Below are 13,843 nucleotides of genomic sequence, written 5' to 3' on the forward strand. Positions count from 1 at the left end.
CGCATAGTTCGTTCTACGCAAACGTTTGCGCAGGCCCTGGGTGATAAGAGTCACACCCGCCTCAGGTTCGCTTCAAGCCGCGCTCATCGGGTCTGAAGGTCGTCGAGCGTACTCCAGCGCAAGCGTTGCTCACAATAATCATAAGATCGGAGTGAACCCATGAAGCTGCCATTCGCTGGACGTCTTCTCGCTGTCGCTGTTCTGGCTGCCGCATCCGCTACGCTTCCCCTCTCTTCGGCATTCGCCGAGACCCCGGAAAAACCCAAGGTCGCCCTGGTCATGAAGTCCCTGGCCAACGAATTCTTCCTCACCATGGAAGACGGCGCCAAGGCGTATCAAAAAGACCATGCCGCCGATTTCGACCTGGTCTCCAACGGCATCAAGGATGAAACCGATACTGCCAACCAGATCCGTATCGTCGAGCAGATGATCGTTTCCAAGGTCAACGCGCTGGTGATCGCCCCGGCGGACTCCAAGGCCATGGTGCCGGTGATCAAGAAGGCGGTGGACGCCGGTATCACCGTGATCAACATCGACAACCAGCTGGACCCGGCGGTACTCAAGAGCAAAAACATCAGCGTGCCTTTTGTCGGCCCCGACAACCGCAAGGGCGCGCGTCTGGTGGGCGAGTACCTGGCCAAGGACCTGAAGGCTGGGGATGAAGTCGGCATCATCGAAGGCGTGTCCACCACCACCAACGCCCAGCAGCGCACCGCAGGCTTCAAGGATGCAATGGAGGCCGCGCAGATCAAGGTGGTCTCGCTGCAATCCGGTGACTGGGAAATCGACGCCGGCAACCGTGTCGCCGCCGCCATGCTCAGCGAATACCCGAACCTCAAGGCACTGCTGGCCGGTAACGACAGCATGGCCGTCGGTGCCGTCTCGGCGGTGCGTGCGGCGGGCAAGGCCGGCAAGGTCAAGGTGGTCGGCTACGACAACATCAATGCCATCAAGCCGATGCTCAAGGACGGTCGCGTGCTGGCGACCGCCGACCAGTTCGCCGCCAAGCAGGCAGTCTTCGGTATCGAGACGGCGCTGAAGATTCTCAAGGGCGAGAAGGTGGACGGCGGCGCCAATGGCGTGATCGAAACTCCGGTTGAGCTGGTCACCCAGTAATCTTTCTGGCGGCGCAACGGCGCCCGCCTGAACAGGCGGGCGCATGGAGAGTTTCTTATGTCAGTTTCCGCTGTGAACGCTGTCCTTTCGGTCAGCGGCATCGGCAAGACCTATGCGCAACCGGTATTGACCGGCATCGACCTGACGCTGATGCGCGGGGAGGTGCTGGCGCTGACTGGGGAAAATGGCGCGGGCAAAAGCACCCTGTCGAAAATCATCGGTGGCCTGGTGACCCCGACCACCGGCGAGATGCGCTTCAACGGCCAGGCTTACCGTCCCGGCAGTCGCACCCAGGCCGAGGAGCTGGGCATCCGCATGGTCATGCAGGAGCTCAACCTGTTGCCGACCCTGTCGGTGGCCGAGAACCTGTTCCTCGATAACCTGCCCAGCCTTGGCGGCTGGATCAGTCGCAAGCAGTTGCGCAAGGCGGCGATCGAAGCCATGGCCCAGGTCGGCCTGGAAGCGATCGATCCCGATACCCTGGTCGGCGAACTGGGGATTGGCCACCAGCAGATGGTGGAGATCGCGCGCAACCTGATCGGCGATTGTCATGTGCTGATCCTCGACGAGCCGACCGCGATGCTCACGGCTCGCGAAGTCGAGTTGCTCTTCGAGCAGATCACGCGTCTACAAGCCCGTGGCGTAGCCATCATCTACATCTCCCATCGCCTGGAAGAACTGGCCCGGGTCGCCCAGCGCATTGCGGTGCTGCGTGACGGTTGCCTGGTCTGTGTCGAGCCGATGGCCAATTACAACAGCGAGCAACTGGTCAACCTGATGGTGGGCCGCGAGCTGGGCGAACACATCGATCTCGGTCCGCGCAAGATTGGCGCGCCGGCCCTGACGGTCAGCGGCCTGAGCCGTTCCGACAAGGTCCTGGATGTGTCTTTCGAGGTGCGCAGCGGTGAGATCTTCGGTATCTCCGGGTTGATCGGCGCCGGGCGCACCGAACTGCTGCGCCTGATCTTCGGCGCCGACAAGGCTGACAGCGGCACGGTTGCCCTGGGTTCTCCGGCGCAGGTGGCGAATATCCGCTCGCCGGTCGACGCGGTGGCCCACGGCATTGCCCTGATCACCGAGGATCGCAAGGGCGAAGGCCTGCTGCTGACGCAATCCATCAGCGCCAACATCGCCCTGGGCAACATGCCGGAAATCTCCCGTGGCGGCCTGGTCAATGGCCGTGACGAATCGGCGCTGGCGCAGCGGCAGATCGATGCCATGCGCATTCGCAGTTCGGGGCCGGCGCAACGGGTGTCCGAACTGTCCGGGGGCAATCAGCAGAAGGTGGTCATCGGTCGCTGGCTGGAGCGCGATTGCGCGGTGCTGCTGTTCGACGAGCCGACCCGTGGCATCGATGTCGGCGCCAAGTTCGATATCTATGGCCTGCTCGGCGAGCTGACTCGCCGGGGCAAGGCGCTGGTGGTGGTTTCCAGTGACCTGCGGGAGCTGATGCTGATCTGCGATCGCATTGGCGTGCTGTCCGCCGGGCGCCTGATCGATACCTTCGAGCGTGACAGCTGGACCCAGGATGAACTGCTTGCCGCCGCTTTCGCCGGCTATCAAAAACGTGATGCGTTGCTCAACGAAGCGGCGCCTAGGGACCTCCCATGAAAACTGCATCTTCGGCCGGCAAACGTGGCGGCAACTACTACGGCCTGGGCACCTACCTGGGGCTGGCCGGTGCCTTGCTGGCCATGATTGCGCTGTTCTCGACACTGAGCAGCCACTTTCTTTCCTACGACACCTTCAGCACGTTGGCCAACCAGATTCCGGACCTGATGGTGCTGGCGGTGGGCATGACCTTTGTCCTGATCATCGGCGGCATCGACCTGTCCGTGGGTTCGGTGCTGGCCCTGGCGGCCTCCACCGTCAGCGTGGCGATTCTCGGCTGGGGCTGGAGTGTCATCCCGGCGGCACTGCTGGGCATGGGCTGCGCGGCATTGGCCGGGACCATCACCGGCTCGATCACCGTGGCCTGGCGTATTCCTTCGTTCATCGTCTCCCTCGGCGTGCTGGAAATGGCCCGCGGCGTGGCTTACCAGATGACCGGTTCGCGCACGGCCTATATCGGTGATGCCTTCGCCTGGTTGTCGAACCCGATCGCCTTTGGCATCTCGCCGTCCTTCATCATCGCCTTGCTGATCATCTTCATCGCCCAGGCGGTGCTGACGCGCACGGTGTTCGGCCGTTACCTGATCGGTATCGGCACCAACGAGGAAGCGGTGCGCCTGGCGGGCATCAATCCCAAGCCCTACAAGATCCTGGTGTTCAGCCTGATGGGGCTGCTGGCGGGCATCGCCGCGCTGTTCCAGATTTCGCGCCTGGAGGCGGCGGACCCGAATGCCGGCTCCGGCCTGGAGCTGCAAGTGATCGCGGCCGTGGTGATCGGCGGTACCAGCCTGATGGGCGGACGCGGGTCGGTGATCAGCACCTTTTTCGGGGTATTGATTATCTCGGTGCTGGCCGCGGGGCTGGCGCAGATCGGCGCGACCGAGCCGACCAAACGCATCATCACCGGCGCGGTCATCGTGATTGCGGTGGTGCTGGATACTTATCGCAGCCAGCGCGCAAGCCGGCGGAGCTGAGTCATGGCAACGATCAAAGATGTGGCGGCCCTTGCGGGGATCTCCTACACCACGGTTTCCCACGTGTTGAACAAGACACGCCCAGTCAGCGAGGAGGTGCGGATCAAGGTCGAGGCGGCGATCCAGCAGCTCGACTACGTGCCCAGCGCCGTGGCGCGCTCGCTGAAGGCCAAGACCACGGCGACCATCGGCCTGTTGGTGCCCAACAGCCTCAACCCGTATTTCGCCGAACTGGCCCGGGGGATCGAGGATTATTGCGAACGCAACGGTTACTGCGTGATTCTCTGCAACTCCGACGACGACCCGGAAAAACAGCGCAGCTACCTGCGGGTGCTGTTGGAAAAGCGCATCGACGGCCTGATCGTGACCTCGGCCGGTGGCGACGGTGGGCTGGCCAAGGGCCTGGCGGCTGTGCGCACGCCGATGGTGATCGTCGACCGTGGGCTGGAAGGAGTGGATGCGGACCTGGTGCGTATCGATCACGAATACGGCGCGTACCTGGCGACCCGTCATCTGCTCGAGTTGGGCCATCGTGATATCGCCTGCATCGGCGGCCCGGACTACACCAGCGTGGCGCAGCTGCGTCTGGCGGGGTTCCAGCGGGCGTTGCGCGAAGCCGGCGTGGAAGTGCCTGCGGAACGTATCCTGCAGAGCGACTTCACCAGTACCGGTGGTTATCACGCGGCGGCCCAGTTGCTGGAGCGCAACCCGCCCAGCGCGATCTTCGCCGGCAACGACATGATGGGCATCGGTGTGCTGCGCGCGGCGGCGGAGCGCAATATCCGGGTGCCGAGCGAGCTGTCGGTGATCGGCTTCGACGATATCCAGATGAGCCGTTATGTGTATCCGGCGCTGACCACGGTCGGCCAGTCGATCCTGCAACTGGGCGAGCAGGCGGCAGAGCTGTTGCTGCGTCGTATCGCCGCCCCTGGATTGCCGACCGACCAGCGTATCGTCACGCCAAGCATTGTCCTGCGCGAGTCGACGGCGCCCGTGGCCGGCGCATTCGCCGAGTACCGTTGAATCGAATTGTGAGTATCGATGTATGCCAGCAAAAGTAGTGGTAGTAGGCAGCCTCAACATGGACCTGGTCACCCGGGCCGAGCGGCTGCCGCGTGCCGGTGAAACCCTGATCGGCCAGTCGTTCGCCACGGTTTCCGGTGGCAAGGGGGCGAACCAGGCGGTGGCGGCGGCCCGCCTGGGGGCCCAGGTGTCGATGATCGGTTGCGTCGGTGATGATGCCTACGGCGAGCAATTGCGTTCGGCGTTGCTCGCCGAACAGATCGATTGCCAGGCCGTCACCGCTGTCGCCGGCTCCAGTGGCGTTGCCTTGATCGTGGTGGACGACAGCAGCCAGAACGCGATCGTGATCGTGGCCGGCGGCAATGGTCAGCTCACGCCAGAAGTCGTCAGCGGCTTCGACAAGATGCTGCAGGCGGCCGACGTGATCATCTGCCAGCTCGAAGTGCCGCTGCCCACCGTGGGGCATAGCCTCAAGCGCGGTCGTGAACTGGGCAAGACAGTGATCCTCAACCCCGCACCGGCCAGTGGCCCGTTGCCGGCGGACTGGTACGCATCCATCGACTATCTGATTCCCAACGAAAGCGAGGCCGCGGCCCTCAGCGGCTTGCCAGTGGATTCCCTGGCGAGCGCCGAAGCCGCGGCCGGCCGTTTGATCGCTGCCGGGGCCGGCAAGGTCATCATCACGCTCGGGGCCCAGGGTTCGCTGTTCGCCAATGGCACGAGCTTCGAGCATTTCCCTGCGCCCAAGGTCAAGGCGGTTGATACCACGGCCGCCGGCGACACCTTCGTCGGTGGTTTCGCCGCCGCCCTGGCTGCCGGCAAGAGCGAGGCCGAGGCGATTCGTTTCGGCCAGGTCGCGGCGGCGCTGTCAGTGACCCGTCCAGGCGCGCAGCCTTCCATTCCCACGTTGTCCGACGTACAGGCGTTCTCTCCCGCATGAAAAAGACACCCTTGCTCAATGTCGCCCTGTCGCGACTGATTGCCTCCCTGGGGCACGGCGATATCGTGGTCATCGGCGATGCCGGCCTGCCCGTGCCACCGGGCGTCGAATTGATCGACCTGGCCCTGACCCAGGGCATTCCGGATTTCCTCAGCACCTTGCAGGTGGTGCTTTGCGAGATGCAGGTGGAGGGCCATGTGCTGGCGCAGGAGATCCTGGACCGACAGTCCCCGGCCTTGCAGGCACTCGAGGCGCTGAACGCCGAGGGGGCGCTGGGTGCGCGCAAGCTGTTGGGCCACGATGAGTTCAAGGTACTCAGCCGCCAGGCACGGGCAATCGTCCGGACGGGGGAGTGCCAGCCTTATTGCAACATCGCTTTGATTGCCGGGGTGACGTTCTGAGCGTTGCCTCTCTCTGTTCAACCACGCAAAGGAGTGCGCCATGCACCGCTATGCTCAGCTACTGAAGCACCTGATCCGGAGTGTTCTGCTCGTGTCCCTGTTCACTGCTACCAGCGCCCATGCGGCAGAAAAAATCGATCTGATCATCGATACCGATCCGGGTGCCGATGATGTGGTGGCGTTGCTGTTCGCCCTGGCGTCGCCGGAAGAGCTGCAGATCCGCGCGCTGACCACGGTGGCCGGCAACGTGCGCCTGGACAAGACTTCGCGTAATGCGCGCCTGGCCCGTGAGTGGGCGGGGCGCGAAGAGGTGCCGGTGTACGCTGGCGCGCCGAAGCCGCTGCTGCGCACGCCGATCTATGCCGAGAACATTCACGGCAAGGAAGGCATTTCCGGGGTCACGGTGCATGAGCCGAAAAAAGGCCTGGCCGAGGGTAGTGCGATCAATTACCTGATCGACACTCTGCGCGCTGCCAAGCCCCACAGCATCACCATTGCCATGCTGGGGCCGCAGACCAACCTGGCGCTGGCGCTGATCCAGGCACCGGATATCACCCAAGGCATCAAGGAAGTGGTGGTCATGGGCGGGGCGCATTTCAATGGCGGCAATATCACTCCGGTGGCCGAGTTCAACCTGTTCGCCGATCCGCAGGCCGCCGAGGTGGTGCTCAAGAGCGGCGTGAAGCTGACTTACTTGCCGCTGGACGTCACCCACAAGGTGCTGACCAGCGATGCGCGCCTGCAGAAGATCGCGGCCTTGAACAACAATGCCAGCAAGGTGGTGGGCGATATCCTCAATGAATACGTCAAGGGTGACATGGAGCACTACGGCATCCCGGGTGGCCCGGTGCATGACGCGACCGTCGTTGCCTACCTGCTCAAGCCCGAGCTGTTCAGCGGGCGCCAGGCCAACATGGTGATCGACAGCCGTGAGGGCCCAACCTTCGGCCAGACCATCGTCGATTGGTACGATGGCCTGAAGCAGGAGAAGAATGTGTTCTGGGTGGAAGATGGCGATGCCCAGGGCTTCTTCGATCTGCTGACCGAGCGCCTGGCTCGCCTGAAATAAGTGATATTCCCGGCAGGTGCCAGCCTGTCGGGCGTTACGCCTTCCCTGTATCCGGCGTGCCCGAGTGCTCGCCGGGATACTTCTCGAATATCTGCTCGATGAACGTCTGGGCCGCTTCGGTGCCCAGCTCCCTGATCAGTAAGTCGATGCCGATGATCGCCAGCTCTTCGGGGCTGCCGGGGCTGTAGGAGCAATGACCTTCGGGCCATTTGGCTTTGATGTCGGCGTCGATCGTCACGGTGGCCATGGATGTCTCGCAAGCTCGGAAATGGGCGGGCCGGACAGGCGCTTGTCGAGGGCTTCCGGTCTTGTAGAGTTAAACACCTTGGCGGGCTTTTCGCACTCCGACTTAGGCATGAGGGAAGGGCTGTGCGACACTTGGTCATTGTCTGTTTTCAAAGGGTGCCAGTGTGCAGATCGATTTGAACAACCCTGATGCCTTGACCTTCGAGGCGGTACGCCAGTTGCTGGCGTCGGCCAGTGACGATGTGCATACCCAATTGCGAGTGACCAAGACGGGCATTGCCTATATCTCGTCGGGCGTGGTCGGTGGTGCGGAAATCGACGGCCTGTTGTTCAGGCTGGAAACCTGGGCCGCTGGCTCCGGTTATGTCGGGCGGGTAGCGGCCAGCGATGAGGTCTGGGTGACGCAGATTCTTAACGCACTGAAACAGAACTGGCCGAAGCCACCGTTCGATTACATCGATATTTACTGAGGCTGTTCATATCCGGTCACGATTGCTGCATGAAACGTGGCCGTACCTGATGCAGACTTGCCCGCTATCTGGCCAAGAGGCCATTGGCCAGTCCGTTTGTGAAACCAATAGTCAGAGTGGTTGTCGCACTATCTCTGCTTATTTTTGAAAAGGAGGCTTCATGCCTTGGAAGCTCGCGTCATTCGGTACCTTGTTGGCTGCAGTCGTTTTGGCAGGGTGCAGCACTTCTTCGCCGGATAAGGATCCGGTAGCGACCGAGAGAGGCCATAGCCGCTGTGAGGCTAAGGCGGCCGAATTCGCCATCGGCAAAAAAGCTTCGCCTGAGCTGCTGGAGCAGGCACGCACTCGCGCAGGTGCGCAGAACGCCCGTATTCTCAAGCCGAATGACATGATTACCCTGGAATACCGTTCCGATCGGCTGAACCTCAACACCGATAACAACCTGGTGGTCACCCGGGTCAACTGCGGCTGATTCTGTCAGCGCTTTTGCACCGTGCATAAAAAACCCCGTCACATGGACGGGGTTTTTTAGCTCGCTGAGAAATTACTCAGGACGAACTTGTGCAGCTTGCATACCCTTTTGGCCTTTCTCAGCCACGAAGGAAACGGTCTGGCCTTCTTTCAGGCTTTTGAAACCGTCGCTTTCAATAGCTTTGAAGTGTACGAACAGGTCGTCACCGCCACCTTGAGGAGTGATGAAGCCGAAGCCTTTTTCATCGTTGAACCATTTTACGGTGCCGGTTTGGCGATTAGACATGGTGTATCTCCAAGAAACATATATTTTCAGTAGTACTGTGCTGCTCAGGCCAACTGGGCACACCGGGCTATCATAGTCGAAATGTTCGACTTGGGAGCCCCCCGGACATGCCGATTCCCAGGTGCTTGAGTCCGTTTTGTTGCTCCGATCCGCTGAAGGCCCCGGTTTAAGGGGCTTTCACCGAAAATATCCGGTGATAAAAAAAGCCGTAAAAGCTGCGTAAATTGTGAAAAAAGGCCGGTTTTCAGATCGCATCGAACCTGATTCAAGGCCCTCTCTCGCGCTTTAAAGACTTATTTCACCACCCGGCAAGCGGCAATAGCATCCAGCGCCTTGGTTCTCAGCGCCGGATCCGGTTGAGTCTGCTTGCTCATGAGTTGTTTGATTTCGTCGGTAGTGAATTTCTCATTGAGCTTGTCCGCACCACAGGCGCAGTGCTTTTCCGCACTTTTCACATCAACGCTCTGGCTGGCGGCAGCCGTGCAATCCTTCATGTATTCGGCGCGTACCCCGGCTGGCCAGGCGGCTTGCGCGCTCAGTGGCAGCAGCAGGGCGAAAGGGGCGGCAAGGGCGAATAGTTGGGTGAGGCGCATGAGTCGGGCTCTCCTGGGATTGGTACAAGAATGGCGATTCTCGGTGTATTTGAGACGTTGCGTACACATCAAGTTCACTTTGTAGCTTAGAAAGCGCTGCTACGCTGCTTCCGGTGGGAAGTACGGCGCGATGACCGTTCATCTGTGCTAGCATGCCCGGCTTGGGTGTTTTCAGGCTCTGGGCGAGTTTCAATCCCACCGCGGTCTATGCCTCTATTTTTCTGATTTGAACTCCAGTCACTCTGGTTCGTTTTACCGGTTGGCCGCAAGGCTCCTGCCACTGTGAGGCAGGCGTTCGTCATGAACGGCCTGGATCGAACCGCGTACTGGCTCATCCCAACCCACGTGACCTTTGGTAGGGGTCACCACTAGGAGAGGAGGCGCCATGCCCACCATTACTCTTCCCGACGGCAGTCAACGTTCATTCGATCATCCGGTTTCCGTAGCCGAGGTCGCCGCATCCATTGGTGCAGGTCTGGCCAAGGCCACCGTGGCCGGCAAGGTCAATGGCAAACTGGTCGACGCCTGCGATCTGATCGACAGCGACGCGACCCTGCAAATCATCACGCCAAAGGATGAAGAGGGGCTGGAGATCATTCGCCACTCTTGCGCTCACCTGGTTGGCCACGCGGTCAAGCAGCTGTATCCGACGGCGAAGATGGTTATCGGTCCGGTGATCGATGAAGGCTTCTATTACGATATCGCCTACGAGCGTCCTTTCACCCCGGATGACCTGGCGGCCATCGAGCAGCGCATGCAGCAACTGATCGAGAAAGATTACGACGTCATCAAGAAGGTCACTCCGCGTGCCGAAGTAATCGAAGTGTTCAAGGCTCGCGGCGAAGACTACAAGCTGCGTCTGGTCGAGGACATGCCGAACGAACAGGCCATGGGGCTGTACTATCACGAAGAATACGTCGACATGTGCCGCGGTCCGCACGTGCCGAATACTCGCTTCCTCAAGTCCTTCAAGCTGACCAAACTGTCCGGCGCCTACTGGCGTGGCGATGCCAAGAACGAGCAGTTGCAGCGCGTCTACGGCACTGCCTGGGCGGACAAGAAGCAACTGGCGGCCTACATCCAGCGTATCGAAGAAGCCGAGAAGCGCGACCATCGCAAGATCGGCAAGCGCCTGGGCCTGTTCCATACCCAGGAAGAAGCGCCGGGCATGGTGTTCTGGCATCCGAACGGCTGGACCCTGTACCAGGTGCTCGAGCAGTACATGCGCAAGGTTCAGCGCGACAATGGCTACCTGGAGATCAAGACTCCGCAGGTGGTCGATCGCAGCCTGTGGGAGAAATCCGGGCACTGGGCCAACTACGCCGAAAACATGTTCACCACCGAGTCGGAAAGCCGCGACTACGCCATCAAGCCGATGAACTGCCCGTGCCACGTGCAGGTGTTCAACCAGGGCCTGAAAAGCTACCGCGAGCTGCCGATGCGTCTGGCCGAGTTTGGTGCCTGCCACCGTAACGAGCCGTCCGGTGCATTGCACGGCATCATGCGTGTGCGTGCCTTCACCCAGGACGACGCGCATATCTTCTGTACCGAAGAGCAGATGCAGGCCGAATCCGCGGCGTTCATCAAGCTAACCATGGATGTCTATGCTGATTTCGGCTTCAAGGACATCGAAATGAAGCTTTCGACCCGCCCTGAAAAGCGTGTGGGTTCCGACGAGCTGTGGGATCGCGCTGAAAATGCCTTGGCCGCCGCGCTTGATAGCGCCGGGTTGCCATATGACCTGCAGCCTGGGGAGGGTGCGTTCTACGGCCCGAAAATCGAGTTCTCGCTGAAAGACTGCCTGGGGCGTGTCTGGCAGTGTGGTACCTTGCAGCTCGATTTCAATCTGCCGATCCGTCTGGGCGCTGAATACGTTTCCGAAGATAACAGCCGTAGACATCCGGTGATGTTGCACCGGGCGATCCTCGGTTCCTTCGAGCGTTTCGTCGGGATTCTGATCGAACATTACGAAGGCGCATTCCCTGCGTGGCTGGCTCCGACCCAGGCCGTGGTGATGAATATCACTGATAAACAGGCAGATTTTGCCCTCGAAGTGGAAAAAACACTCAACCAAAGCGGATTTCGTGCCAAGTCCGACTTGAGAAATGAAAAGATCGGCTTTAAAATCCGCGAGCATACTTTGCTCAAGGTTCCCTATCTCTTGGTTATTGGAGATAGGGAAGTCGAGACGCAGACTGTCGCTGTGCGTACCCGTGAAGGTGCTGACCTGGGCTCGATGCCCGTTGCTCAGTTCTCGGAGTTCCTTGCACAAGCGGTTTCCCGGCGTGGTCGCCCAGATTCGGAGTAATTATTATTAAGCGTGAAATGAGACAAGATAAACGAGCTGCACCGAAAGCCCCGATCAACGAGAATATCTCGGCACGCGAGGTTCGGTTAATTGGCGCTGACGGCGAGCAGATTGGCATCGTCTCGATTGATGAAGCGCTTCGTATTGCTGAAGAAGCCAAGCTTGATCTGGTGGAAATCTCCGCCGACGCAGTCCCACCGGTCTGCCGTGTGATGGACTACGGCAAGTCGATCTTCGAGAAGAAGAAGCAGATTGCTGCGGCGAAGAAGAACCAGAAGCAGATTCAGGTAAAAGAAATCAAGTTTCGTCCAGGGACGGAGGAAGGGGATTACCAGGTAAAACTGCGCAACCTGGTACGTTTCCTGAGTGACGGGGACAGGGCCAAGGTATCCTTGCGATTCCGCGGCCGTGAGATGGCCCACCAGGAGCTGGGGATGGAACTCCTCAAGCGGGTTGAAGCTGACCTGCAAGAGTACGGTTCGGTCGAACAGCATCCTAAGATGGAAGGACGCCAGCTGATCATGGTCATCGCCCCGAAAAAGAAGAAGTAATCAACAGGGCACGGCAGGCCTTCTGATTATGTTTATCAACTGAATGCGGAGTATCCGAACATGCCAAAGATGAAAACCAAAAGTGGTGCTGCTAAGCGGTTTCTGAAAACTGCTAACGGTATCAAGCACAAGCACGCTTTCAAGAGCCACATCCTGACCAAAATGTCGACCAAGCGTAAGCGTCAACTGCGCGGTAGCAGCTTGCTGCATCCGTCTGACGTGGCAAAAGTCGAGCGCATGCTGCGCCTTCGTTAATTTTTGGATCAAGAATAGAGGAAGTAACTCATGGCTCGTGTAAAGCGTGGCGTCATTGCCCGTAAACGTCACAAAAAAATTCTGAAACTTGCTAAAGGCTACTACGGCGCGCGCTCCCGCGTATTCCGTGTTGCCAAGCAAGCGGTAATCAAGGCAGGCCAATATGCCTACCGTGACCGTCGTCAGAAAAAACGTCAGTTCCGCGCTCTGTGGATCGCTCGTATCAACGCGGGTGCTCGTATCAACGGTCTGTCCTACAGCCGTTTCATCGCAGGCCTGAAAAAAGCGTCCATCGAGATCGACCGTAAGGTTCTGGCTGATCTGGCAGTGAACGAAAAAGCGGCGTTTGCTGCGATTGTCGAGAAAGCTAAAGCCACTCTGGCTTAAGTACCCCCGACAGTCACCCGGGCTCACCTCTGTGGGCCCAGGTGTTAAACGTCATAAATAGGGGAAGAGCCTACAAGCTCTTCCCCTATTTTGTATCTGGAGTCTGTACATGGAAAACCTGGATGCGCTGGTCTCTCAAGCACTAGAGGCTGTGCAAAGCGCTGAAGATATCAATGCCCTGGAGCAAATCCGGGTTCAGTACCTTGGCAAGAAGGGTGAATTGACTCAGGTGATGAAGACCCTGGGGAATTTGCCGGCAGAGGAGCGCCCGCAAGTCGGCGCCCTGATCAACGTTGCCAAGGAGCGTGTTACAGAGGCTCTCAATACGCGTAAGGCTTTGTTTGAAGAAGCCGAACTGGCTGCCAAACTGTCCGCCGAGTCCATCGATGTGACCCTACCTGGCCGCGGTCAGGTCTCCGGCGGTCTGCATCCTGTGACCCGGACTCTGGAACGTATTGAACAGTTCTTCACCCATATCGGCTACGGCATCGCCGAAGGCCCTGAGGTCGAAGACGACTATCACAACTTCGAGGCGCTCAACATCCCAGGCCACCACCCGGCCCGTTCGATGCATGACACCTTCTATTTCAATGCGAACATGCTGTTGCGCACCCATACCTCGCCGGTACAGGTCCGCACCATGGAATCGCAGCAGCCGCCGATCCGCATTGTCTGCCCAGGCCGCGTGTATCGTAGCGACTCCGATATCACCCACTCGCCGATGTTCCACCAGGTCGAAGGCCTGCTGATCGATCGCGACATCAATTTCGCCGACCTCAAGGGAACCATCGAAGAGTTCCTGCGGGTGTTCTTCGAAAAAGAACTGGCGGTGCGTTTCCGCCCTTCGTACTTCCCGTTCACCGAGCCGTCCGCCGAAGTCGACATGGAATGTGTGATGTGCAGCGGTAAAGGTTGCCGTGTCTGCAAGCAGACCGGTTGGCTGGAAGTCATGGGCTGCGGCATGGTTCACCCGAACGTGCTGCGCATGTCCGGGATCGATCCGGAAGAGTTCCAGGGCTTTGCCTTTGGTATGGGCGCCGAGCGTCTGGCCATGCTGCGTTACGGCGTGAATGACTTGCGCCTGTTCTTCGACAACGACTTGCGGTTCCTCGCGCAATTTCGCTAGGTCGCACCCGTAACGA

Annotated in this window: 17 protein-coding genes; 14 read left to right on the forward strand and 3 right to left on the reverse strand. The window is 59.7% G+C overall.

The window, feature by feature from the left end; translation table 11 throughout:
* Positions 1 to 159 precede the first annotated feature (159 nt).
* From H0I86_RS10755 to H0I86_RS10785, 7 genes are read left to right on the forward strand one after another with little or no spacing between them, the layout of a single operon-like run.
* The gene (locus H0I86_RS10755; protein ID WP_009043052.1) at positions 160 to 1,116 is read left to right on the forward strand and encodes a sugar ABC transporter substrate-binding protein; all 957 of its coding nucleotides are present in this window, start codon (positions 160 to 162) and stop codon (positions 1,114 to 1,116) included.
* A 57-nt stretch (positions 1,117 to 1,173) separates the two neighbouring features.
* Positions 1,174 to 2,727: a sugar ABC transporter ATP-binding protein gene (locus H0I86_RS10760; protein WP_180924983.1), complete on the forward strand. Its 1,554-nt coding sequence runs from the start codon at positions 1,174 to 1,176 to the stop codon at positions 2,725 to 2,727.
* The gene (locus H0I86_RS10765; RefSeq protein WP_007920531.1) at positions 2,724 to 3,701 is read left to right on the forward strand and encodes an ABC transporter permease; all 978 of its coding nucleotides are present in this window, start codon (positions 2,724 to 2,726) and stop codon (positions 3,699 to 3,701) included. The genes H0I86_RS10760 and H0I86_RS10765 overlap by 4 nt, the downstream gene beginning before the upstream one ends.
* Before the next feature lie 3 nt (positions 3,702 to 3,704).
* Positions 3,705 to 4,724: a LacI family DNA-binding transcriptional regulator gene (locus tag H0I86_RS10770; protein WP_016704898.1), complete on the forward strand. Its 1,020-nt coding sequence runs from the start codon at positions 3,705 to 3,707 to the stop codon at positions 4,722 to 4,724.
* A gap of 22 nt (positions 4,725 to 4,746) precedes the next feature.
* A complete protein-coding gene (gene rbsK / locus H0I86_RS10775; RefSeq protein ID WP_180924984.1) occupies positions 4,747 to 5,664 on the forward strand; it encodes a ribokinase in 918 nt (305 codons plus the stop codon).
* On the forward strand, positions 5,661 to 6,065 hold the full coding sequence (rbsD, locus tag H0I86_RS10780) for a D-ribose pyranase (protein WP_180924985.1): 405 nt from the start codon (positions 5,661 to 5,663) through the stop codon (positions 6,063 to 6,065). The genes rbsK and rbsD overlap by 4 nt, the downstream gene beginning before the upstream one ends.
* 40 nt (positions 6,066 to 6,105) lie before the next feature.
* Positions 6,106 to 7,134: a nucleoside hydrolase gene (locus H0I86_RS10785; RefSeq protein ID WP_180924986.1), complete on the forward strand. Its 1,029-nt coding sequence runs from the start codon at positions 6,106 to 6,108 to the stop codon at positions 7,132 to 7,134.
* Positions 7,135 to 7,168: 34 nt separating this feature from the next.
* Here the strand turns inward: H0I86_RS10785 and H0I86_RS10790 are convergent, their stop codons facing one another.
* Entirely contained in the window at positions 7,169 to 7,381 is a 213-nt protein-coding gene (locus H0I86_RS10790; protein WP_009043057.1) for a hypothetical protein, read from the reverse strand.
* Positions 7,382 to 7,544: 163 nt separating this feature from the next.
* Here H0I86_RS10790 and H0I86_RS10795 point away from each other — a divergent pair, with 163 nt between their 5' ends.
* Both H0I86_RS10795 and H0I86_RS10800 read left to right on the forward strand, forming a co-directional pair.
* A complete protein-coding gene (locus H0I86_RS10795; protein WP_180924987.1) occupies positions 7,545 to 7,850 on the forward strand; it encodes a hypothetical protein in 306 nt (101 codons plus the stop codon).
* A gap of 160 nt (positions 7,851 to 8,010) precedes the next feature.
* Positions 8,011 to 8,322, forward strand: coding sequence for an I78 family peptidase inhibitor (locus H0I86_RS10800; protein WP_180924988.1), 312 nt, complete (start codon positions 8,011 to 8,013; stop codon positions 8,320 to 8,322).
* 72 nt (positions 8,323 to 8,394) lie between these two features.
* On the opposite strand, the gene H0I86_RS10805 is transcribed toward H0I86_RS10800, so the two are convergent.
* Together H0I86_RS10805 and H0I86_RS10810 are read right to left on the reverse strand one after the other, a co-directional pair.
* The gene (locus tag H0I86_RS10805) at positions 8,395 to 8,607 is read right to left on the reverse strand and encodes a cold-shock protein (protein ID WP_003179963.1); all 213 of its coding nucleotides are present in this window, start codon (positions 8,605 to 8,607) and stop codon (positions 8,395 to 8,397) included.
* Positions 8,608 to 8,900: 293 nt separating this feature from the next.
* Complete coding sequence (locus H0I86_RS10810; RefSeq protein WP_009043058.1) at positions 8,901 to 9,200, reverse strand: hypothetical protein; 300 nt, start codon at positions 9,198 to 9,200, stop codon at positions 8,901 to 8,903.
* A 385-nt stretch (positions 9,201 to 9,585) separates the two neighbouring features.
* On the opposite strand from H0I86_RS10810, the gene thrS reads away from it, so the two are divergent.
* The 5 genes from thrS to pheS all read left to right on the forward strand — a co-directional run bounded on the left by thrS (position 9,586) and on the right by pheS (position 13,827).
* Positions 9,586 to 11,508, forward strand: a complete 1,923-nt coding sequence (gene thrS, locus H0I86_RS10815) for a threonine--tRNA ligase (RefSeq protein ID WP_009048132.1) — start codon at positions 9,586 to 9,588, stop codon at positions 11,506 to 11,508.
* Positions 11,508 to 12,059, forward strand: coding sequence for a translation initiation factor IF-3 (gene infC, locus H0I86_RS10820; RefSeq protein WP_169914426.1), 552 nt, complete (start codon positions 11,508 to 11,510; stop codon positions 12,057 to 12,059). Before thrS ends, infC begins: the two co-directional genes overlap by 1 nt.
* A gap of 60 nt (positions 12,060 to 12,119) precedes the next feature.
* On the forward strand, positions 12,120 to 12,314 hold the full coding sequence (rpmI, locus tag H0I86_RS10825) for a 50S ribosomal protein L35 (protein ID WP_002553160.1): 195 nt from the start codon (positions 12,120 to 12,122) through the stop codon (positions 12,312 to 12,314).
* A 30-nt stretch (positions 12,315 to 12,344) separates the two neighbouring features.
* Positions 12,345 to 12,701, forward strand: coding sequence for a 50S ribosomal protein L20 (gene rplT / locus H0I86_RS10830; protein ID WP_007905879.1), 357 nt, complete (start codon positions 12,345 to 12,347; stop codon positions 12,699 to 12,701).
* A gap of 109 nt (positions 12,702 to 12,810) precedes the next feature.
* Positions 12,811 to 13,827, forward strand: coding sequence for a phenylalanine--tRNA ligase subunit alpha (gene pheS, locus H0I86_RS10835; RefSeq protein ID WP_007920512.1), 1,017 nt, complete (start codon positions 12,811 to 12,813; stop codon positions 13,825 to 13,827).
* Positions 13,828 to 13,843 lie beyond the last annotated feature (16 nt).

The organism is Pseudomonas chlororaphis subsp. aurantiaca, assembly GCF_013466605.1.
GTDB classification, from domain to species: Bacteria; Pseudomonadota; Gammaproteobacteria; order Pseudomonadales; family Pseudomonadaceae; genus Aquipseudomonas; species Aquipseudomonas chlororaphis_I.